The sequence below is a fragment of the Niastella koreensis GR20-10 genome, assembly GCF_000246855.1.
In the GTDB taxonomy this organism is placed as follows: Bacteria; Bacteroidota; Bacteroidia; order Chitinophagales; family Chitinophagaceae; genus Niastella; species Niastella koreensis.
The window spans coordinates 1611974-1634552 of record NC_016609.1 but is presented as its reverse complement, the minus strand read 5'-3'; the positions used below and the strand labels follow the sequence as shown (position 1 = coordinate 1634552).

The window sequence follows — 22579 nt, the reverse complement described above, 5'->3', positions numbered from 1 at the left end:
GGGAGCAGCGTACCGGGTTAATCGCGGAGGTAGTGACTTAATTATGTACGTGTTATAAACGATTACGGAGCAAGCAAAACGAATTATTGGGCCAGCTAAATGTTTTATGGGATTGGTAAATTGAAATATGAGAGGAGAGTTTCAGGATGTTAGAAATTAAAACAAATTGTATCCGAAGGAATTTGAAAAGGACTACGGTTGCAAGCATCACTGATCTTAAAATTTTGAAACATATTAGCACGCATTCCAATTCCAACATCGGCATGACCTCTCATATGACTGTTAGTTATGCTATTACTAATCTCCCAAAAAGAAATTACATGTGTAATATTTAAACTTTTCCCGATTTGATCTATACTGGCTTTTTCTTTTCCCCACGTGTACAGGTACTACTTGTTCCGTTGTTGAAGCCGCACCCCTGCACTACCACAGCATCCTGTCCCTCATGAGTTGTCACCATTCCCAACCGCTTGCGGCCATAATAAGTGTATTTCGCTTTGCGTAAGAGGCCGCCGGTGCCAGTTTTTATACAAACTGAGTACATTCCACTGCCTTCCCGCACATAAGCTGTAGAACTTGATGGTGTTACTTTTAAAATGCGGTTAGTAAGCCTGTACGATTTCTTTTTGTCTTTTCTTCGTTACCCGAAAGCAAGGAGACCGCAATTTCTTATTGGTCATTTTTATCTTGTTTATAAGGGTAAGGCCGTCGAAATGCGGGTTATGCTGCTTATGGAACATTAAAATGTATGTACTATTGCCGATTATATATCTTTGCGCCTTTTAAAAACTATGAGCGAATACCTGAATGCATTGAGGCGTGACATTGAACCTTTGCGCCAGCAATTGATCCAACATCCTTTGTATGCCGAAACCAATAATATCAACCGGCTGAGCACATTCATGGAGCACCACGTTTATGCTGTCTGGGATTTTATGTCCCTGTTGAAATCGCTCCAGCGCAATCTTACCGGCATTGAACTTCCCTGGGTACCTGTGGGAAATGCGCAAACCAGGTACCTGATCAATGAGATCGTTTTGGGCGAAGAATCTGACATAGATGAACAGGGCAACCGCACCAGTCATTTCGAGTTGTATTTAAGAGCCATGGAAGAAGCGGGCTGCAACCTGGATCCGATCAACACGTTTATCAATAGTCTGAAGAAAAAAGCATCCCTGACAGATAGCCTTCATACCGCCAAAACGCCGTTGGCTTCAGCTGATTTCGTTCAAAGCACGTTTGCTGTAGTAAATAGCAACAAACCTCACGTTCAGGCAGCCGTTTTTACTTTTGGAAGAGAAGATCTTATCCCTGGCATGTTTATCACTTTTGTAAGTGAACTGAACAAACAAACGGACAATAAATTCAGTACGTTAAAATACTACCTGGAGCGGCATATTGAGGTAGATGGCGAACACCACTCTCAGCTGGCCTATAAAATGACGTCAGCGCTTAACGGCACCGACGCAGCAAAATGGCAAGAGGCCACCGATGCAGTAAAGAATGCCCTTTTACACCGGATAAAATTATGGGACGCTATCGCCAGTGCCTATAGGGCATAATAAGGCGGACATTAAAGTTTTTTCAGTAAATTGTATTACTACAACTGCATATGAAAAAACTCTTTTGGTTGGGCTGCATAGCCTTACTCCTTTTTGAAGTAGCCGCTATTTACTTCATTATGCCAATGCCTGGCAGTCAGCGAATGAACAGCATCGATACCGCCTATTTCTTATATCGATGGCGTTGGGGATTTCGCTGCTTATTCGGGGTAATGATCATTATTGGACTTGTACGCGGTTCATGGCGCAGAAAATGGGCCCTGGCAGTACCCATTATTATTCTTGCCGCGGTAATTTATATGGCTAATTACAAGATGGCGGCCGACGCTATGTTTAAACAGCCTCAAAACATACTATTCGCCGGCACAGCAGAAAACAAAGTAGACCGCGACCGGCTGGTGATCGGTGTTACCATAAACGGCGAATCGAAAGCTTATCCAATCCGGTTTTTAGGCTACCATCATCACGTGCAGGATGTAGTTGGGGGTAAACCCATACTGGTTACCTATTGTACAGTCTGCCGCACCGGGCGGGTATATGAGCCGGTTATGAATGGAAAAAAAGAAACGTTCAGGCTGGTGGGAATGGACCACTTCAATGCCATGCTGGAAGATGCCGGCTCCAAAAGCTGGTGGCAGCAGGCAACCGGTAAAGCAGTAGCAGGAAAATTAAAAGGTCAGCAATTGCCTGAAGTGCTGAGCACACAAACGTCGATGGCCAAATGGCTGGAATTGCATCCCGATTCAAAGATTATGCAGGCTGATCCCGTTTTTATCACTTCCTATGATTCCACCCTGAAATATGAAAGCGGCGCAAGCAAGAGCAAACTCACGGGAACTGACAGCCTTTCCTGGAAGGATAAATCATGGGTGATAGGCATAAAAACCGCAACCGGTCAAAAAGCCTATGACTGGAACCTGTTAAAAAAAGAAAGGATCATTCACGATAACGTAGATGGTACTTTCCTGGCTGTTGTGCTGGCTTCAGACAACAGGAGCTTTTTTGCATTTGGCTTACCTTCGGCGAATGCCCACTTATTATTGAAAAACGATACCCTTCTTTTAAACAACAAACATTTCAGAATAGACGGCACAGGTATTGATACTTCTTATTCATTACAACCGTTACAGGCCTACCAGGAATTCTGGCATAGCTGGCGAACGTTTAACCCACAGACTGGAAGGTATTTATCGCATTAGTAACCTGACCCGATTTTGGCCAGCACATCCTTCCCGGGCGACCATTTCTTTTGCCAGTCGTGATACTTGTTTAATACTTTTTGTGGGGCATAAGTATACCACGCATAGCCATCACGTCTTTCCCGGTCAACTTCGGCCAGTGAATAAACTACTTTGCTATCCCGGTTACAGAACAGCGGCTTGTGCGTTTTCAGTTCATAATAGCGTGTCCAGATGGGCGCAGCTGTTGTATCGCGCACCACTACCCGGTCAGTAGTGGACGTGCGGAACGGCGTTTCCATTCTGGGAGCAGGAATAACGTCAACCCGGGTATTGTAGATCTTCGAGTCCTGAAACCATTTCACCGCGTATTGTACAGCATCGATCACGCGTTGTTCGGGATGATCGATATTCATAAGGAAAAGGACCACGTCGGCGCTTTCTCCATTACTAATACTTGGCGGTTCAAATTTCCGGGCCCAGGCAGGCTGCAGCGTACGCTCATCATATTGCTGGCACCAGGCCGTAGGAACACCCGCGTCGTTGATCTGCGTTTTAATGATACAGTCAATGCCCTTGTTATAGGCCTGTTCAGCTTTCAAGCGGTCTGACGCATCCAGGTAATCGTATTGTGGTGCTTTATTGATCATATCCCGCAGCAACACCATAATGCCATTAAAAGCGCCGTCGTTAAAAGTGATCTCACTGCTATAATTGTTCTTCTCGATGGGATAATATTGCGGCCAGCCGCCATTATCATATTGGGCCTTTAACAAAAAGTGCAGTCCTTTTATCGCCGCATCGCGGTATTTTTCAACATGAGTGGCCTTATAAATAATCGAAAGCGCGGCGATGTGGGTATACGTGGTTCCATTATCGAATGTGGTATTTAATTCGTTATGCTTTCTGCTTACTGAATCTTTCTGGGCATCGGTCAAAATAGCAAAGAAGTCGTAATTCTTCGGCCAGCCTCCATTGTCTTTCTGAAAAAGGATGATGTTATCGCCGATCTCAGCCAGTTGATTGGGCTGATACTGCGGTTTGCCGGGCATGGGATTGATCATGCGTTTATCGTCCTTGCCCATATACCAGTGGCCTGAATTGTCACCAAACGGCCGGGGATCGATGCGGTCCAGGCTTGTTTGCCCGTTAACAGCCTGGCCGGCGCCAAACAGGGAAAAAACAGCGAACAATGCGATAGAATATTTCATATGGTATCCAACGTGTTTTGAATTTGCAGGAACAAACTTACCTGGGTGTAACGACCAGGTGGTTTAAATTTTGGTCAATTACTTTTAAAAATTCGACAATACGCGTTAACCAGACGTTATTTACGCCTGGCGGGTTGCCCAAAAAGGGGAAATGAATTGTTTTTTGACAACAAGTGACCCATAAAACCGATTAAAGATCACAGGAGAGCCATTTCTAATCAGCTTGTTTACAAACGCTGTAATAAATGCGGACAAGCCCGTATCGAAACCGAACACCCGGCCGGTAATTATATGTTTAAATTTTTGATAACCACCTGACTAATAGTTGGCATATTGTTTAATGAAAAGTAACAAATGGTGCCCACTATGTTTGCTACCTGGTTTAAAACTGCTTTACGGTCGCTTAAGAATAATGTAGGTTTCAGTATTATCAATATCATTGGGTTATCGGCCGGTATTGCCGCCTGCCTGTTGATCGTGATCTACGTGCTGGATGAACTCAGTTACGATAAATTCAATGTAAATGCCAGTCGCATCTACCGCATTACTTCGCACGTTCGGCTAAACGGGAACGAAGCCTTGTATGCAACATCGGAAAAGCCCCTGAAAGAAGCGCTCCTGGAGTTACCGGACATTGAAAAGACCACCCGCCTCATCCCGGCATCGAGCCTGTTTATTTCGCCGAAAAAGTTCTTTGTAAAAAAAGACAACGAGGTGATAGAAGAAAATAAGATCGTGTTTGCCGAGTCGGAACTGTTTGATGTTTTTACCTTACCAATGATTGAAGGGAACAAAGCTAATTCCTTATCGGACCCTTTTTCGGCCGTGATCACCGAAAGTACAGCCCGGAAATATTTTAATCGTACGAACGTGGTGGGCGAAACCCTTACCATCAACGATTCTAACGTATATAGAATTACCGGGGTAATTAAAGATCTGCCCACCCAGTCTCATTTCAGGTACGATCTCCTTTTGTCGTTTTCTTCGTTACCCGAAAGCAAGGTTACAAGTTGGGGCTACAGTGGCATTCACAATTACGTACTGTTAAAGCCGGGAACCAATATACCAAAACTGGAAGCCGCGATCCGCGGCATTGAATTGCAGCATTATCCTGCATCTATAACTGCCAATGATAATTTCCTGGAGGTTGTTTTAATGCCGCTTTTGAACATTCACCTGTATTCAACCAGTCAATATGAATTGGAGAAGGGCGGCGATATCAGGTACGTCACCATCTTTGCGGTGATTGCCTTTTTCATCCTGTTGATCGCCTGTATCAATTTCATCAACCTGTCAACGGCAAGGTCTGCCAACCGGGCAAAAGAAGTAGGTGTGCGCAAAGTGATCGGTTCTTCCCGGCTAAGCTTAATTGGCCAGTTTCTCACTGAGTCGGTTTTGATGGCACTCATTTCCACGCTCCTGGCCATGTTGATGGTTCGGTTAATGCTGCCATTCTTCAACCAGCTTGCCGACAAGCAGCTTCACATCACCGGCGCCATCTTATTAACTGCCCTTCCTGTTTTGTTGCTGGTTACAGGGATAGTAGGCTGCCTGGCCGGTATCTATCCTGCCTTATATCTATCAGCCTTCAGGCCTATACTGGTACTGAAAGGCAGGTTAGCCGGCGGTTTTAAAAACAGCTATTTACGGAACTTTTTAGTGGTGTTTCAATTTTCAATATCCATCTTTCTTATTATAGGCACCCTAGTAGTATATAACCAGCTTACTTATATGCAGAACAGGGACACCGGGTACAACAGAAGCCAGATGCTGGTGATCAAAAATACCGGCCGGTTAGGCAACAGCATCGGGAACTTCAAACAGGAATTAAAACAACTACCCGGTGTTCAGGATATAACCATCTCCCGCTTTCTACCTACCGGTAAAGAAAGGCATATAACAGGATTATTTCCGCAAGTACCCATTGATATAAAACAGGATGTGCTTACTGAATTTTGGCCGGTCGATGAGGACTATATCAAAACAATGCGGATGCAAATGGTAAGTGGCCGCAATTTTTCAAAGCAGCTGGCTTCCGATTCAATGGCCGTAATAGTGAATGAAGCCTTTGTAAGAAAAATGGGATTTACAGACCCGCTGAATAAAACCATCTACAGGAACAGCTTTGGCTTGCAGGCCTACCATATCGTTGGCGTGGTAAAAGATTTCAACTACAGCTCCTTACGGAACGATGTAAAGCCGCTGGCGCTGGTAAATGAACATGACAACGGTGCTGTTACAATACGGATCAGCACCAGCAACCTGCCTGCCCTTATGATGCAGGTGGAAAATAAATGGCATCAGTTTGCCCACCATACAGCGCAATTCACCTGGTCATTTATGGACGATGATTTTGATGCCACCTATCGTACAGAACAACAGATGAAGCAAATCTTCATTTCATTTAGTGTACTGGCGATCGTAATTGCCTGTCTGGGACTGTTCGGCCTAAGCGCTTATGCCGCTGAACAACGGAATAAAGAGATCGCTGTTCGCAAAGTGATCGGCGCCAGCACCAGCCAAATCATAAACATGCTTTCTGGTGACTTTGTAAAACTGGTAGCCATCGCTATTCTTATTGCCTCCCCCATTGGCTGGTATGCCATGAATAAATGGTTACAGGATTTTGCCTACCGGATACATATACACATTACTATATTCCTGCTCGCCGGATTGATCGCTTTTTTGATCGCATTGATCACGGTGAGCTTTCAATCTATCAGGGCGGCATTGGCGAGCCCGGTCAGGAGTTTGCGGGCAGAGTAAGCTCCGCTCTTACGCCTTATTATAATTGAGCTTCTGCGCATTTTTCTGGGCTTTCAGGGCCAGTTCTGTTGCCAGGAAGCAATGGTGTTGGGTCATGGCCGTTTCCGTTCTGTTAAGCACGTCATCAACCAATAGTTTGCCGTAGGGCAATTCTACATTATTGCAATCTATGTATTGGGTGTCTTTGTCGTTCACTAAATAAAGATGGTTGGCATTGGGATGAACCGCGATGTCTATGTTCTTACGCACTTCAATATACCCTTTGGTGCCAAGAATGGTCAGTCTGCCATCACCCCAGGTTTTTAACCCGTCCGGTGTAAACCAGTCCACCCGGATATAACCAGCGCCCCCGTTACCCCGCAACATAATATCACCAAAGTCTTCAAACTGGGGATACTGCGGATGCGCCACATTGCCAACCTGGGAGGCGATGATGTCTGCCTTGTCAGAATTGGTGAAATAAAGGAACTGGTCAAACTGATGAGAACCGATATCGGTAATAACGCCGCCAAAATATTTTTTATCAAAGAACCATTGGGGTCGATCCTTTGCACCCATGCGGTGCGGGGCCATAACAACGGTTTGAATGACATTTCCAATAGCGCCTTCTTTCACCAGCTCACCCGCCTTAACCGTTGCTTTGTTCTCGAACCGCTCGCTGTACATAATGGAATAAATACGGTTGGTTTGCTTTTGCACCTTGCGCACTTCTTCCAGTTGTTCCAGGGTGGTAATGCCGGGTTTATCTGACATATAATCTTTCCCGTGCTGCATAACCCGGATGCCAATGCCTGCGCGGTCAACAGGAATAGCAGCACTCAGGATCAATTGAACGGATTTATCTTCCAGGATCTCTTTTTCGCTGGCAGCCACCTTCACCTGCGGATATCGTTTGGTAAATTCCGCCACCAGCTCGGGTTCTTTTGCATACAGGGATACCAGTTGTCCCCCACCCCTGATCACGGCGCCTACCTGTCCATAAATGTGGCCATGGTTGATGCCTATTACTGAGAATTTTATGCGTGGTTCATCCCACTGTTTTGCCGGCGTGGGATCGATGTCTGAATGATAGTTGTCAGCGGCAATTATGTTTCCGGGAAAACCCGCAAATAAACCCATTCCTGTAACAGTAGCTGCGTCTCTTAAAAACTTTCGGCGATTGGAGTATGGCTTTGGCATATCGTTAGATAGATTTTTTACGAATACAATAATAGTAAAGCTAATTTAATCAAATCGTTCGTGAAATTGTTCATCATTCCTGATAAATCAATAGCCCCGCTTTCGCGGAGCTATTTCATGAGAAAAATCCAAGGATAAGGCAGTTATTTAGGATTCTGTACGGGCGCACTGCCGGCAATTGGCGGGTTTAACGACAATTCATCATCCGGCACATCCCAGTAATCGAGAAAATTATAATTGATGGTTGCTTTGGTGTTCACTACCCCGGTACTGCTTACCACCACTGCATTGGTCCTTCCTCCGCCTGCTGAAACATCATCGAGGTATCCCCACCGGCGGTAGTCGTACAGGGCAACGTTGCGGAATAACAACGCCACCCTTCTTTCCCTGCGCAATTCTTCATACGCCTGGGCCGGATCTGTAATGACACCCGACACAGCCGAAAGTCCTGAACCCTGGTAGGTGCGCACGGCATCCACACTGGCAAGCCCGGTAGTGATATTATTGAGTTTTATATTGGCTTCCGCCTTCATCAGTTCGTTTTCTTCATAAGTGGCCGCCAGGTATAATTCATACGCTCCTACTGTTCTGCTCGACACTATCTGTACACCGCTTAACGCGCTGCCGCCATCTAACAACCTGTATCTCGTACTGAAAGTGAACCCGCCCTTCTGGTTAAGGTAGGCGGTTACCTGGGAAAAATTATTTGCCTGCCGTTTATCTCCTGTTTTATATTCCTGGATCAGGCGTTCGCTGATCTTATAGGTAGTACTGGTTGGGTCGCCTGTTGTCATGGCCGCCACGCTGCCTGTAGTAGCGCTGAGAAAGCTGCCTGCCGAAGCCGAACGGCCGGTAAAAACAAGATCACTGCTGGTAACGCCGCTATTTACAAGGGTAAGTATGTTATTCCAATCGGCAGCAGTCATGTCTTTCATCCTTTTATTCACTAAAATGTTGCGGGCTTTCATGGTGTTGATCGTATGGATCCACATGGCCGGCGTGAGCACACCGCCTTTACCTGTTTGACATTGTGTTGGGATCAGCACTTTTAACATCGCGGTATAATCAGTGAGGGTGCTGATGCCGTTCAATGCCTCGAGCGCTTTGTTGTAATTGGCATCGGACTCTGCTATTATTTCAGCGCTTGACTTGTAAAGCCCGTTGATGACAGCAGATTCATTTTTTATAAGACCGGCGTAATAAACAGAGCCAATCCGGGAATACGCATATCCCTTCCAGAAATAAGCCCATGCCCTTAAGGCATTTCTTTTGGTATCTGCGTCACCGGTAAAACTCACCTTATCAACCGTTTCAAGCACCAGGTTGCAGGCATTGTTTAAAAAATACATCCACGTCCATTCAAAATAAAACATATTACTCCCGGCCTTCGTACGGGAATTATTGAGCCGCACCACCTGTTTGGCCGGGGCAGAGTTGGTAACCTTGCTGCCATCGTCAAATACCACATAATCAGGTACGCTTACCTGGTTAATGATGTTATTGGCAGCTTCGGCTGAAATAACATCCGCCATCAGGTCGTGATAAGCAGGCGCCAGGAACCAGAAACTGCTTCCGAGGAACGAACCTGAATATTTCGTATCCGTGATGCCGTTAAAACCGGTTTGATAGACTGCGCCGAGGGCTAATGACAAAATCCCGGCTTCTGTTTTTGCATTCCCAGGTGTAGGTGAATTGGGATTTTGCACATTCAGTTCTTCTTTTCTGCAACTTCCCTGTAGTATTACCAGCACACACAATATGGATAGTATCTTTATTTTCATTGGAATAATATTTTTAATTAAAAACCAAGGTTCAGGCCAATCTGGTAGGTTTTGATATTAGGCATGGAATTATGATCAATTCCCCGTTCGTAAGACGAGTTGCTGGTAGTACTTGTGTTGATCTCAGGGTCCAGGCCCGTGTATTTGGTGACCGTCCACAGGTTTCTGCCCGACAACACCAACTGCAGTTTCTGGAAGTATTTAATATGTACCAACCGGGCTGCATCTATTGCCAGGGATACATTCCGTAACCTTACAAAAGAAGCATCTTCATAGAAATAATCCTTGGTAGAATTGCGTGCACCGTTTATACTTCCCCACATATCGGAATAGGCGCTGATGTAATAATTGGAGAAGGCAGCCGTTTGGCCGTTGATGGTTACTTTATCCCCAAAATCTCCGTGTATCCCATCGCGATACATCCATTCTTTGGTCTGGTTATACAAATGACTCTTGTAAATCCAGTCGAACTGGAACGCAAGGGTGATAAAGTCTTTAAACCGGATACTGTTGATAAATGAAGCGTTGAATTTGGGATTAGGATCACCCAGCGCATAGGTTTCGTTGGTAAACATAATGCCCCGGGTAGCCGTATCAACCAGGTAGCCATTCACCAGCTGGTATTTACCTGCATCGGCTTTATTGATATAGGAGCTGCCGTCTTTGCGCGTTTGCTCTACACTGGTGAAAGCTTTCAATCCATAGATCTGTCCTATTTTATCACCAGCTTTTAATACCAGGTTGGTATTGCCGGCAGAAGCAGTTAATACAATGTCCTGGTTGGTAGATACGGCATCGATCTTAGAAGTTTGATGTCCGAAGGTAGTGGTAAAGTCCCATGTCAGGTTTTTGGTAGCCGCCACATTCAGGTTTAGCGAAAACTGAAACCCGTTAGATGACAGGGAAAAGGCGTTGGTAAGATAGCTGCCACCACCGGATGAAGGGGGCGCATCTACTGCATAGATCACATCTTTGCTTTTTCTTTTCCAGAAAGTAGAGCTTATGCCCAGGCTGGAAAACCATTCTCCTTTATTCAGATTTACAGTAACATCGGTCCCTATCTCCGTCTCCTTCGAGATCTCTACGCGCAGGTCGGGATTACTTTGGGTAGAGGGTGTATAAAACCCCAATGCGCTGCCGATACTTTTGGTTGATAATACCACATATCTGTCAAAAGCACCGGGCTGAATACCCGCTTCACCATAACCGCCACGAAGCTTGAACTCGGGAATAATTCCCGAAAGGCCTTCCCAGAAATTAAATTGTGAAACCCGCAGATAACCGTTGCCGTGGTAAAAGGTCTGAGGTGTTGCTCCCCGCCCGAAAGTTGATGAATAATCACTTCTTAACCCGGCTTTTATCCCGGCAATGCTGCCATAATCAAATGCCTGGTCAACCAGCCAGCCAAATGTCACAAATGGCTTTTTTGTATCTACAGTCACCTGCTGCGTATTGGTCTGCCGCATATTGTAGATCGGGTATAACTGCAGCGCATCGCCTGTAGTGGTATATTGTTTATAAACATTTTTGCGATAGTCATAGGCGGCATAAGTAGTAGACGTAATCGGCAACTTTATGTGAAGCTCTTTATCAAGATCTAAATGGAAGGTGGCCGACGTCAATGCATTTTGGAAGGTAGTAGTGTTGGTAGTATTGGAAAGCCCGCCGGCATTGGAGCTGAAGCCGCCGATAAAAGCGCTTCTGCTAAGCGCATTGATATTCTGCGACTGGTTTTTATAAATATTTGCGATGTCTTCTTTTTCATAGTTGATACCATATTTGGCTTCCAGGTCCAAAAAGCGATTGACATGGTAAGCCGCCTGGATATTCTGGATGATGTCTACAGTTTCATCGGTGCCCTGTGCATACTCGAAGTAGTAATTGGGGTTGGCGCCGTTGATACTTACGGGCGTTGCATTGAGCCGGTAGGCATAGTCGCCGTTGGCATCCTTCCAGTTGAGATCAAAGAAAGGCGAACTGTTCAACATCTGGTATATAGCATCACTACCACCTGCATAATAGGGATTGAAATTGTTCTTTTGGTAGATCAGCTGCGTAATGGAGCGCAATTTGAACCCTTTAAAAAGCTCGGTGCCCACGTTGGAAGTAAAATTGTACCGGTTGAGCGCCCCATTCTTCCTTATAGCGCTTTCCTGATAGGAACGGGAAGCAGTTAAGGCAAAATCAGTTTTATTGGCGCCTCCAGATACGCTGATACTGTTATTGATGGTGGCGGCAGAACGGAACAATTGTTTGAAGTGATCATAATACTTCAGGTTCTGGCCATAAGGTTTGCTGCCGTCTGTGTTGGGTGAGGTGCTGTTCCATACAATGCCGCCCTGTGTAATGCCATCGATATTCACGCCTGCCGTATAGGTGCCGTCTGGTTTAACCTGGATGATAACCCCGTTATTATCTACCACATTGTTATTGGCATCGGTTTTAAAACCATGGGTGGAGGGCTTATGCAGATTTCCGGTATTGAGGTAAGTGCCGATACCGTAGCTGCTCGATACATCAATACTGATCTTACCGGCTTTTCCCTTTTTGGTAAAGATCTGTATAGCGCCATTGGCCCCCTGCGCACCGTAAATAGTTGCGGAAGCAGCGCCTTCCACAACTTCCACCCGTTCTACATTACTCAGGTCAAGGGCGCTCAGGTCGGTGGCTCTTACTTCAATACCATCGATCAGGATCATGGGACGGGTACCGGCCTGCAGTGAGTTGATACCACGCAAAAGAATATTCGTGCGTGCACCAGGCGTTCCGTCTACACTGCTGATTTGTGCACCGGCTATTTTACCCACCAGCGCCTGATCGATGGAGCCGGACGGCACACCCGGTAGTTTGTCTGCGGTAATCGCTTCAACCGAGATACCTATCTTCTTTTTACTGGTGGCAACACCTACACCGGTAACTACTACTTCACTTAACGATTTAGGATCATAATTCAACTGGATGGAGATGGTTTTGCCGGCAACAATTTTCACCATTTTGGTTAAATAACCAATGGAAGAAACTTCCAGCGTGGCGCCGGCAGCCACATGAGGCAAGGTAAACATCCCATCGGGGTCGGTGACTGTAGCGCCACCGCCTTTTACCTTTACCGTCGCATTTGCAATGGGAGTTCCGTCTTTTGAATCGGTGATCTTACCAGTAATACCAGCTTGCCTTGCAAAGAGGAAATGACTTATGAGCATGGCAATGCCCATAAGCAGTTTTGCTTTTCTCATGTGAGTTGAGTTTTGGTTTTAATATGAACGTGGGCCGGGGGAAAACAGGCTCTTTTATAAGGCGGGCAACCGATAATTCAATTTACCTTTTTTTATATTTAATTAGTCAAACCTAGATAACTTTATTTTCATACATTGTTTAAATAAATAATTTGTCTTAAGCAGTGACAGGCCGCACTACTTACTACGGGTAGATGAGGGTAATGGAAAAGATAAACGCCTGTTATTTAAACAGGCGTGGGGGTTGATAATATATTATATGTGTTATAAAGAAGGCTATAGCGGTTTGAACGCCGGAATAACAGTGCCTGTTATTCTGGAAATCGTATCCCAGATAACTTTTACCACCGCATTCCATAATCGCTCTATCGTTGCGATAACCAGCCCAACTAATGCATTAACAAAATTCTTACTCAATTCAACCAATTGATCCAGGAAAAAATCCCTTGTTGCTTCCGTGATCTGGCCTGTTGTAATACCGGATGCTACTAAGGCAGCCTGGTTGGCAATCCCGGTAACCTGCCGGGCAGAAAATCCTCTTACCGTTTCAATATCTTTATTCAGTAAGTCAGAAACTGTACGCTTGATGTCTGTTATAAGTTGATTAATATCTACTATCATAAAATGTTTAATATTGACTTTATAAATAATCTTTAGGAATTCAGGTACCTTTCATAGGTAAGCGCCTGATCGAAAAAAATGTCTATAAAACCTTTGAACGCTTTTACCTCTCCCTGCGTTACGCCTTGCGCTTTATCTACTTCTTTCATTTTTGTAAGGTTAGCTATTATGTTTTTTACTGCAATGGCACTTGGAGCAGTATCTTTAACAGAGATCAGCGTGGTCCCTTTCTTTTGTAGACTGCCGTTAACTTTATCGATTATTTTATCTACCGTCTTATTCTTAGGTATTGGCCTGGCGTTTATTTGTAGCTGCAAGGCTTCCAGCTTACCAATAACCTTATCATAATTTTCCTGTCTTTTATCAAAATCAGATTTTGAGGTTCCGGCAGAAGCCGCTGAAAGCAATTGATACACGTCAGTGGCGGAAGCAGAGAGATCATCGACAATTTTCTGTTCATATTTGGGAGCCAGGCTTACCGCACAACCTGTAAAAAAGAAAACAAAACTTAAAAGAACAGTCCGGGAAAACCAACCTGAAATTTTCTTTTCAATAGCTGCATTCGGTTTGTTCATTTCAAAATAGCTCATACTTATTTATTTTATTATTGAGTTTTCGCCTGACCATCTGTTGCCTTTTCAGGCTGTTTTGGCTTTTCTGGTTCTTTCGGTTTTTCTGGTTCTTTCGGAGAATCTGTAGCTACCGGCGGAAGCGGTTTATTCTGCTCTTTCGTAGCCTCTGTTGTTTTTAACCCTGCATAAGCTCCCGAGCTGATCCCCAATAACAAAAGCACATTGTCATCAAATGCCGGCAACTTCCAGGATGAGAGTGTTCTTTGAATAAAAACCAACCCAAACACCAAATTGAAAACTACTGTTTGAAAACGTTGAATATTTATGCTGCTTCCATCGGATAGGATATCATACAACAACCCTTCACTTTTTGCATTTGGATCAATAGACACCTTGTCTTTATTGTTATTGTCTATCACTTTCCCTAACGCGGTTGTTCCCAGGCTTATACCAAGGATCGTAATAACTGAGGCGGGAATATCGGGAATTATTTCTGTGTGAGAACTCAAGATCAAATAACAATAAACGATCACCAGTGTCCAATAAAATAACTGAACACGAGACAGGCTATAATATAAATTATTATCATCCTTTAATACATTTTTTTTGACTGCAACCACCGCGATCACTAAGATCGCCAATTCGATAATCCAGATCAGGTAGGTATTGCTTTTCTGCTTTACTTCCAGGTAAAAATATTGGGACGTTTTTGCCCAGCCCTGATTTTTACCCGCAACAGAGAAATAAACGGGTATCACATTTTTTTCTGCTGATTTATGCTGAATAAAGAAGGAACTCATCACATTCTGTACATTAGCATCTAATTGAAAAAAGATGGTGGAGTCTCTGCCATTTTTCTTCCAGGGCGTAGTTCCTTCTACTTTTATTCCATTTATATACAGGGTATCAAAATCGAAGAATGATTTTTGGGTTCGAATCTTTATTGCAATAATATCATTTATGCTGGCAGAATCGCCACTGGGAGAATTTAAATTCGCTATCGATAAAATACTATCGGGAATCGTTTTTACAGAATCTTTGTTTTGCTGGGTCGTTTGACCATAACTGTACAAACAAAGAAATAAAACTGCTGTCAGTAAAAGGAACTTTCCCATATGGAGGTATTTAGCTGCGGTAGAAGCTAAAATTAGGAAGTCCTTACATAAGGAAATAAGGTTAAAACACCCTTTTTTACAGGTAAAAAAAGGCGTAAGCATCTTACGTTTTCCATCACCTGCTTACGGGCGAATCAAAAAATAAAGAAAAGCAGCTATATGTACAGGTTTACAAAGTAGCTTATTTTGTAAATCCGGCTAACTAACCCGTTTCCCTTCCATCAACAACTTTATGGCATGATCAAACGAACCGGCCTGAATGATTTGTCCGGCGTTTACAAAAAATATCTCATCCGATTTTTCAATGGTGTTTAACCGGTGCGCAATGATGATCTGGGTAGTTTGCGCAGGCAGCTTATCCAGGATCTCACCCAGCAACTGTTCAGTTACCGTATCTATATTAGCAGTAGCTTCATCGAGGATCAGCAATTCCGGTTCACGCAGCAATGCCCGTACAAATGCGATCAACTGCCGCTGCCCCAAGCTCATACTCTCGCCCTTACTGGTTACAGGTGTTTGCAAACCCTTATCAAACCGCTCCAGGATGTGTAACAATCCCTTTTGCTGTAAGATGCTATTCAACTGCTCCGGACTATACTGCTGGTATTTTTCGTTACCGTACAGGATATTATCATACAGGGTACCGGTAAACAAAAATGGTTCCTGTAAAATAAACCCGATCTTTTGCGTGCGTTCTTCGGTATTGTAGGTGCGAATATCTTTTCCATCCAGCAGTACCTGTCCGCTTACAGGGTCATACAACCGCGCTACCAGCGAAGCAGTGGTGGTTTTACCGCCGCCGGTAGGCCCCACAAAGGCGTAGGTCTTTCCACGCTCCAGGGTAAAATTTACCTGGTGCAATACTTCCTTCTCGCCATACTTAAAGGAAACATCCCGGAATTCCATCAATCCCTTTCCATTGGCCGCTCCTTCCGCTATCACCGGCATATCCGATTCCATAGCCAGTACTGCGGAAATACGGTCCCAACCAGCCATGGCCACCTGGAAAACCGGCCAGATGCCGGCTATCTGCCGCATGGGATCATAAAAGCGGGACAGGTAAACAAAATACGTGATCATAAACCCTATGGTGAATTGTCCCTGCTGCAATAGAAAAATCCCAAAGAACAACACAATGATCTGTGCCACGTTACCGGCAAGGCCATACGACGGAATAAAGATATTATTGGCAATGCCTGCGGCTACTGCCCGGCGGTAATTCTGGTTATTGATGGTTGCAAACCGTTTGGTAAAGTAATCACGCCGGTTAAAGGCCACCACCACTTTAAAATTATCCAGGCTTTCCTGTATTTCGGCACTCATTCCGCCTACCGTTTGCAGGCTGGCGGCATTTCTTTTTTTGATCCACGGAGAAAGCAGTTTGGTTAACAACAACACAATGGCGGCAGGCGCCAATGCAGCCAAACCCAGCTTTATATTTACTGCCAGTATAAAAACAGCAGCGCCTATCATCATAAACAGGTTGCCTACAAATTGCAGCAAACCCTGTGAAAAGAACTGGTTCAGTTTATCGGTGTCGTTGTTAATGCGCGAGATCAGGTCGCCTGCTTTGTTCTGGCTGAAGAAGGCAACCGGCAGCGATTGCAGTTTTGAGAACAACTGGTTGCGCAGCGAAAACAATATGTGCTGCCCTACAGCGCCCATCCACCGGGTTTGAAAATAACTGGCAATAAACCCTACCGTGTACAAAGCAAACACCAGCATCGATGCTTTTACCACCCCGGAAAAATCTTTGGTAATAATAGAGGTATTGATGGTATGGGCAATAATGATCGGCACTATCAGGGAAGTAAGCGTATTGGCAATCAGGGCCACAAAAGCCACCGACATCATCTTACGCTCGCCTTTTATAATGGGCATTAATTTTCTTAACGCCGCAAATGGTTTGCTTGTTCCTGTTTTAAGCTGGTAATTCATACTGGCTGGTACTCTTTTGTGATTCGAACAGTTGATTATATTCCGGTGAGCGTTGAAGCAATTGCGCATGCGTTCCGGTAGCGATAATTTCTCCTTCCATCAGCAATACACACTGATCGTAACCGGTAACGGATGAGATCTTCTGGGTAACCGAGATCAGCGTAATGCCCGGATACAGCCCGCTTACATTTTCCAGGATCCGCTTTTCGGTTTGTGCATCTACCCGCGCCGTAAAATCATCCAGCAACAATACCTTTGGGTTCAGCGCCAATGCGCGGGCCAGCATAATGCGCTGTTTTTGACCACCCGATAAATTCAGGCCGCGTTCAGAGATCACCGTTTCCAGTTTATCGGGCAGCGTTTCAATAAACTCTGTTAGCTCTGACGCGCGAATGGCCTTCTGCATATCTTCCGAAGTAATGTCTTCCGCAAAAGCGATGTTTTCCCTGATGGTCATATTGAAGATCACACTATCCTGGAACACAAAACCCATCTGGCGATGGAACAATTGTTTGTCTATCTCTTCCAGCGGCACGCCATTGTACAGCACTTTACCCTGCAGCGGCTGCACCAGCCCGCTCATCACATACAATAACTGTGTTTTGCCGGCTGCCGTGGGGCCAATGATGGCCGTTTTGGTACCTGGTTGGATAGCGAGAGCAATCTCGTTCAGTACTTTCTTTTCTCCAAAGCGAAGGGTAATGTCATTCAATTGCACCGGCCCGGTTAACTGAACAGCCTGGGTACCGGTATTTTTTGGACCTTCGGCCGACAACAATGCCACAATGCGTTCATATGAAGCCGAAGACTGGGCAATGATATTGGCCATAAAACCGATCATGATGATGGGGAAGATCATGATGCCGATATAACTGTAAAACGCAGAAAAATCACCCAGCGACATACTGTCTGTGATCACAAAATGGCCACCCAGTAAAAGAATGACCATGGAGCTAAGACTGGCCACAAATGTAATGACGGGTATTAAGATGGCTAAATACCGGATAATGGTTAAGCGGATGTTGCGGGCCTTTGTATTGGCCTCGATGAATTTATTGTTTTCCTGGTGCTGGGTATTCAACACCCGGATGAGCGAGGCGCCCAGGATACTTTCATTGATCACTTTGTTCAGCCAATCGATAATGCCCTGTACCTCGCGGAAAAACTTCCTGATCTTTTTCATGATGATAGACCTGGCCACCCAGATAATGGAGATCAGGGCGAGCACCACCAACGCCAGTTTCCAGTTGGTTAACAATAACAAAATACTGGCGCCAAAAAGTAAACAGTAAGATGAAATGAGGTTGCCTATGGCCATGCCTACATACAGCTTTACCGCATCTGCATCGGAGGTAAGATTGGTGAGCAAACGCGCCGGCGACACATCCATTACATACGAATAATTCTGCTGCGCGATCTTTTCTGCCAGTTTTTGCCGCAGGTCCCTCGCCACCACTTCAGATGCATAGGATTGCACCACCGACTGCAGGTAGGTAAAAACAAACACCAGAAAAGTTACGATAGCAAATTGCCACAGCAACTGTTCTTTTATCGTATGCGCCTGTGCATACGAGTCTATAGCCCTGGCAATGATCTTTGGAATTAATAACCCCAACAGACTGGCGCTGACGGTAAAAAAACTTAACAACACAATCAGTTTTTTATACCCGAGAACCAGCGCATTTATCTTTGGCTTTGCAGGGGGTGCACCACCTTTTGTTTTCATGTTGCTATAAAATTAGTTTTTTTAGACGCCAATCAGGTTACTCTTCCTTTAAATATTCAAATAAACACAAAAAAAATCCCGGTCTCAGCTGAGCCGGGACCGGGACTTTATTATATAACTTAAGAACCTGATTAATTGTTTGGAACCGGCCCAAAATACAGGGTACAATACGCAGGATTATCGCCCACTATCGTGGAAGACTGGTTGGCAACGTCGTCATAAGAGAACCCATATTGTAATTGTTTATATGACACCCCGGGCGCATGCCAGAATGCCGCATAGTAATTGTAAGGCGCTATTTTATAGAATTTCGACACATCTTCGGGGTATTGGATCTGGTTGGCCGCAGCATCAGTGATAATGCTATGCCGGTTTAAAGCCGCCACAAATGTAACCCGCAGGGAATTATCCAGCTCATGGCCTGTTTGTCCATCCAATGAAGAATTATTAAATGCCCCGGTACTGGCGTCGCCGCCTAAAACATCGGAAGTGGTAGGCTTGATGGGCAGGGTGCCGCTTTTTACCACGGTTTTTCCATTTACCATTTGGGTTTGGGTAAAGTTGAAAACATTGTTGTTGTCTACCCTACCCTTTATTACCAGGTTTTGATCTGTACTGCCAACATTATTGGTACCTAAAACCAGCAACAGGTCTTTGGTTTTATAATTCGTCCAGATGCTATCGATATAGCTTTGAAACTTCGTATAAGAAGCAGTCTGGGTAAATATTTTCTTACCATTTGCGTCTTCCATGGCACCGGGGTTAACGATGTCCCCAAAAGTACTGCGGATGCATTGGTCATAGTCTGCCGGTTTATTAAAATCCTTAAACGCCTGAATGGTATTTTTACGGCTCATCAGTTCGCCCGTTCTTTGGATGGTGCCATTCGCCCCCTGCAATGCATTCAACTCAAAACCCACAGAAAGCGAGTAGGCATCAACCCGGGAAGTATTCACGAAAACCCGCGCACCACTGCCAGTGGAATAATAGGTGAATTCCATAAAATCGGTGATGGTCCCATAATTCTGGTCTTTGGGATTGGTACTCTTCGTGGGGGCAGCCAGGCTGGTGCCGCCGGGGTTTATATAGTAATAAAGCGGCTTGCCAATTGAAAACAGGATGCGCCCGCTCTGAATAAAAGGGATCGGAATGGAGTGGCGGCCTGTGGCCTGATCAATGGGCATATCAGACATCTTTGTGCCGATGACAATAAACTTACCGCCGTCTGTTGGATTGTTTGGATTAACCACCTGCGGCAGGGCGTTGAGATTGTTCAGCAGTACGGTTTTCCCCGTCTTCAGGTCAACATAAGCACTCTGACCATTGTTGCCGGCGGTTTTTCCCATTACGCCAATATACAACTGATCGTCGCTGTAATCGGTGGGGTTGGAATTTACGATCTCGAGGTGAACGCCTCCATTTGCATAGTCATTGTAATTGATGGGACCCAATTGGCCTGGTGCTTTACCGTTATCTTTTTTACAGCTGGCCATAATGATTACAGGCAACAGGGCAGAAAGAATAAATCTGGTTTTCATATTGTCGGATAATTTAAAAGTGGCAACATCGTTCAACAATTATGATGCCATAGACATATAATTAAAAGTATAATCCATGCAGTCGTTTTAACTTAAGTGAAAAAAATGCTCCGGGAAACCAGCGACACGGGAAATGGCAAATTCCTCTGTTGCTCATTTTTAATTCTTCATTTCTCTGCTTTCTGCTAACTAACTACGAAAACGGCCTTACCCACTATCCCACCCCTTTTCACTTCATCATATGCCTTTTTATAATCACGGAAATCATACCGTTTGCTGATGGTTACCTGTAAACCTGCGGATGCCAGTTTTTCCAATGAGGCGGCCAGGGGTTTTAACATTAACAGTTTGTAGCGGCCGCCGGAAAACAGGGAGCCAATCATTTCTTTGGGCCCGGGCGAGGTGTTTACATAGATTCCCTTCTTTGTCAAAATTGGTTTGGCCGTTTTATAAGTCATGGTACCGGCCAGGTCAATAATGGCATCGAAGCGCTTTCCACTTGTCAGCACGTTCTGCTGCTGATAGTTTATAACCACATCACTTCCCAGTTTGGTTACCAGCTCCAGGGCAGCAGGCCCAGCCACCGCAGTAACGATGGCGCCCGCCTTTTTAGCCAACTGAATGGCAAACGGTCCAATGCCACCTCCTGCCCCATTGATCAACACCTGCATACCCGGTTGTATGTTCAATAACTTATCAAAAATCTGCAGAGCGGCCAAACCCGCCACCGGAAGGCTCGCCGCTTCCTCGAAGGTGATGGCTTTGGGTTTATGGGTAAGGTCGGATGCTTTTACCGCCACATATTCCGCCAGGGCTCCGCCTTTGAAAATAGAAGCGATCCCAAACACTTCATCGCCTGTACGAAATTTCCCATTGCCCTGCTCTACTATACCAGCAAAGTCGATCCCCACTGATTTTGGAAATGTACGCCCGCTCATCAGCTTCATTTCTCCCTGCCACAGCTTCCAGTCGAGCGGATTGATGGAAACAGCCTTCACTTTCACGATGATCTCTCCTGCCGGCATGGGCGCTTCTGTAAGTTGCAGTACGTCTGTTCCGCCAAAGCGGTTATAGGTTATCTTTTTCATATGGTTGGATAGTCGGTATAACCCACCGCACCAGGGGTATAAAGGGTATTGTAATCAGGTTGATTTAAAACCCCGCCTGTTGCAATGCGTATATCCAGGTCGGGGTTGGCCAAAAAAGCGCGGCCAAAGGCCACCAGGTCGGCAAAGCCGGCGTGCAGGGCTGCTTCCGCCGTTTCGGGCGTAAGACCATTGCAAAGGATTATAGTGCCTTTAAATCCTTCTCTGATCGCATCAAATGTCTTTTGCGGAATAGTGGCCGACACCCCAATGTGCAGGTAAGCAATCCCCGCGGTATTCAATTCCTTCGCCAGCAGCGCGTACGTATCATGCACTTCCTGTTCATCGTATGGTTGCAGATCGCCGAGGGTTGAATATGGGGAGAACCGTACGCCTACTTTACCGGCGCCAATGGCAGCAGCCATCGCCTGTATAATCCTGATGGCCAGTTTGGCCCTGTTGGCTATACTGCCGCCCCAGGCATCGGTACGGTTATTCACATGTGGGTTCAGGAACTGTTCAACCAGGTAACCGTTGGCACCATGCAGCTCAACCCCATCAAAGCCTGCTTCCATGGCATTGCGCGCAGCAGTAACATGTTCTGCGATCACTGCCTCCACTTCTTCATTTGTTAATGCATGTGGTTCGGGGTAAGGTTGCTGGCCTGCAGTATCGGTCCAGATTTCGCCGGCTGCTTTGATGGTGGAAGCCCCTACCAGGCGGGCGCCTGCAGGCAGGTTGGCCGGGTGACCAATTCGTCCGGTGTGCATAAGCTGCAGGAAGATCTTACTGCCAGCTGCATGTGCAGCACCGGTTATAGCTTTCCATGCGTTTGTTTGTGCTGCGGAAAAGATGCCGGGGATTCTTGAATAGCCCAGGGCATTGGGTGATGGGGCGGTGCCTTCTGTAATAATAAGACCAGCGCCGCTTCGTTGTGCGTAATAAGCTGCCATCAATTCATTTGGCAGGTTATCGATGGCGCGGCTGCGGGTCATGGGCGCCATCACCAGGTGGTTTTTCAGTTGTAAAGCGCCTTTATGGTAAGGCGTTAGTAAGGTGTTCATGTTGTTATCG

The 22579-nt window shown here is 45.5% G+C and carries 15 protein-coding genes; 3 read left to right on the top strand and 12 right to left on the bottom strand.

The window, feature by feature from the left end; translation table 11 throughout:
• Positions 1 to 791 precede the first annotated feature (791 nt).
• Both NIAKO_RS06570 and NIAKO_RS06565 read left to right on the top strand, forming a co-directional pair.
• Positions 792 to 1562 (top strand): DUF3050 domain-containing protein, encoded by a 771-nt coding sequence (locus NIAKO_RS06570; RefSeq protein WP_014217622.1) that lies wholly within the window; start codon positions 792 to 794, stop codon positions 1560 to 1562.
• 50 nt (positions 1563 to 1612) lie between these two features.
• A complete protein-coding gene (locus tag NIAKO_RS06565) occupies positions 1613 to 2761 on the top strand; it encodes a DUF3179 domain-containing (seleno)protein (protein WP_014217621.1) in 1149 nt (382 codons plus the stop codon).
• Here the strand turns inward: NIAKO_RS06565 and pelA are convergent.
• A complete protein-coding gene (gene pelA / locus NIAKO_RS06560) occupies positions 2758 to 3951 on the bottom strand; it encodes a pectate lyase (protein WP_014217620.1) in 1194 nt (397 codons plus the stop codon). The two genes, NIAKO_RS06565 and pelA, sit on opposite strands and share 4 nt — an antisense overlap.
• A 366-nt stretch (positions 3952 to 4317) precedes the next feature.
• On the opposite strand from pelA, the gene NIAKO_RS06555 reads away from it, so the two are divergent.
• Positions 4318 to 6717 (top strand): ABC transporter permease, encoded by a 2400-nt coding sequence (locus NIAKO_RS06555; protein ID WP_014217619.1) that lies wholly within the window; start codon positions 4318 to 4320, stop codon positions 6715 to 6717.
• A gap of 9 nt (positions 6718 to 6726) precedes the next feature.
• Here NIAKO_RS06555 and NIAKO_RS06550 read toward each other — a convergent pair whose 3' ends face one another.
• The 11 genes from NIAKO_RS06550 to NIAKO_RS06500 all read right to left on the bottom strand — a co-directional run bounded on the left by NIAKO_RS06550 (position 6727) and on the right by NIAKO_RS06500 (position 22569).
• Entirely contained in the window at positions 6727 to 7896 is a 1170-nt protein-coding gene (locus tag NIAKO_RS06550) for a Gfo/Idh/MocA family protein (protein WP_014217618.1), read from the bottom strand.
• A gap of 143 nt (positions 7897 to 8039) precedes the next feature.
• Positions 8040 to 9677, bottom strand: coding sequence for a RagB/SusD family nutrient uptake outer membrane protein (locus tag NIAKO_RS06545; RefSeq protein WP_014217617.1), 1638 nt, complete (start codon positions 9675 to 9677; stop codon positions 8040 to 8042).
• 17 nt (positions 9678 to 9694) lie between these two features.
• Positions 9695 to 12910, bottom strand: a complete 3216-nt coding sequence (locus tag NIAKO_RS06540) for a SusC/RagA family TonB-linked outer membrane protein (protein WP_014217616.1) — start codon at positions 12908 to 12910, stop codon at positions 9695 to 9697.
• A 276-nt stretch (positions 12911 to 13186) separates the two neighbouring features.
• The gene (locus NIAKO_RS06535; protein WP_014217615.1) at positions 13187 to 13531 is read right to left on the bottom strand and encodes a hypothetical protein; all 345 of its coding nucleotides are present in this window, start codon (positions 13529 to 13531) and stop codon (positions 13187 to 13189) included.
• Between the two features lie 32 nt (positions 13532 to 13563).
• Positions 13564 to 14121 carry a hypothetical protein gene (locus NIAKO_RS06530; RefSeq protein WP_014217614.1) on the bottom strand — a complete coding sequence of 186 codons (558 nt, stop codon included), beginning with the start codon at positions 14119 to 14121 and terminating at the stop codon, positions 13564 to 13566.
• A 14-nt stretch (positions 14122 to 14135) separates the two neighbouring features.
• Positions 14136 to 15218, bottom strand: a complete 1083-nt coding sequence (locus NIAKO_RS06525) for a hypothetical protein (protein WP_014217613.1) — start codon at positions 15216 to 15218, stop codon at positions 14136 to 14138.
• Positions 15219 to 15416: 198 nt separating this feature from the next.
• On the bottom strand, positions 15417 to 17156 hold the full coding sequence (locus tag NIAKO_RS06520) for an ABC transporter ATP-binding protein (RefSeq protein WP_014217612.1): 1740 nt from the start codon (positions 17154 to 17156) through the stop codon (positions 15417 to 15419).
• Complete coding sequence (locus tag NIAKO_RS06515; RefSeq protein WP_014217611.1) at positions 17140 to 18882, bottom strand: ABC transporter ATP-binding protein; 1743 nt, start codon at positions 18880 to 18882, stop codon at positions 17140 to 17142. The genes NIAKO_RS06520 and NIAKO_RS06515 overlap by 17 nt, the downstream gene beginning before the upstream one ends.
• 131 nt (positions 18883 to 19013) lie before the next feature.
• On the bottom strand, positions 19014 to 20420 hold the full coding sequence (locus NIAKO_RS06510) for a glycoside hydrolase family 64 protein (protein ID WP_014217610.1): 1407 nt from the start codon (positions 20418 to 20420) through the stop codon (positions 19014 to 19016).
• 185 nt (positions 20421 to 20605) lie between these two features.
• A complete protein-coding gene (locus NIAKO_RS06505) occupies positions 20606 to 21508 on the bottom strand; it encodes an NAD(P)-dependent alcohol dehydrogenase (protein WP_014217609.1) in 903 nt (300 codons plus the stop codon).
• Positions 21505 to 22569 carry an alkene reductase gene (locus NIAKO_RS06500; RefSeq protein WP_014217608.1) on the bottom strand — a complete coding sequence of 355 codons (1065 nt, stop codon included), beginning with the start codon at positions 22567 to 22569 and terminating at the stop codon, positions 21505 to 21507. Before NIAKO_RS06500 ends, NIAKO_RS06505 begins: the two co-directional genes overlap by 4 nt.
• Positions 22570 to 22579: the final 10 nt, after the last annotated feature.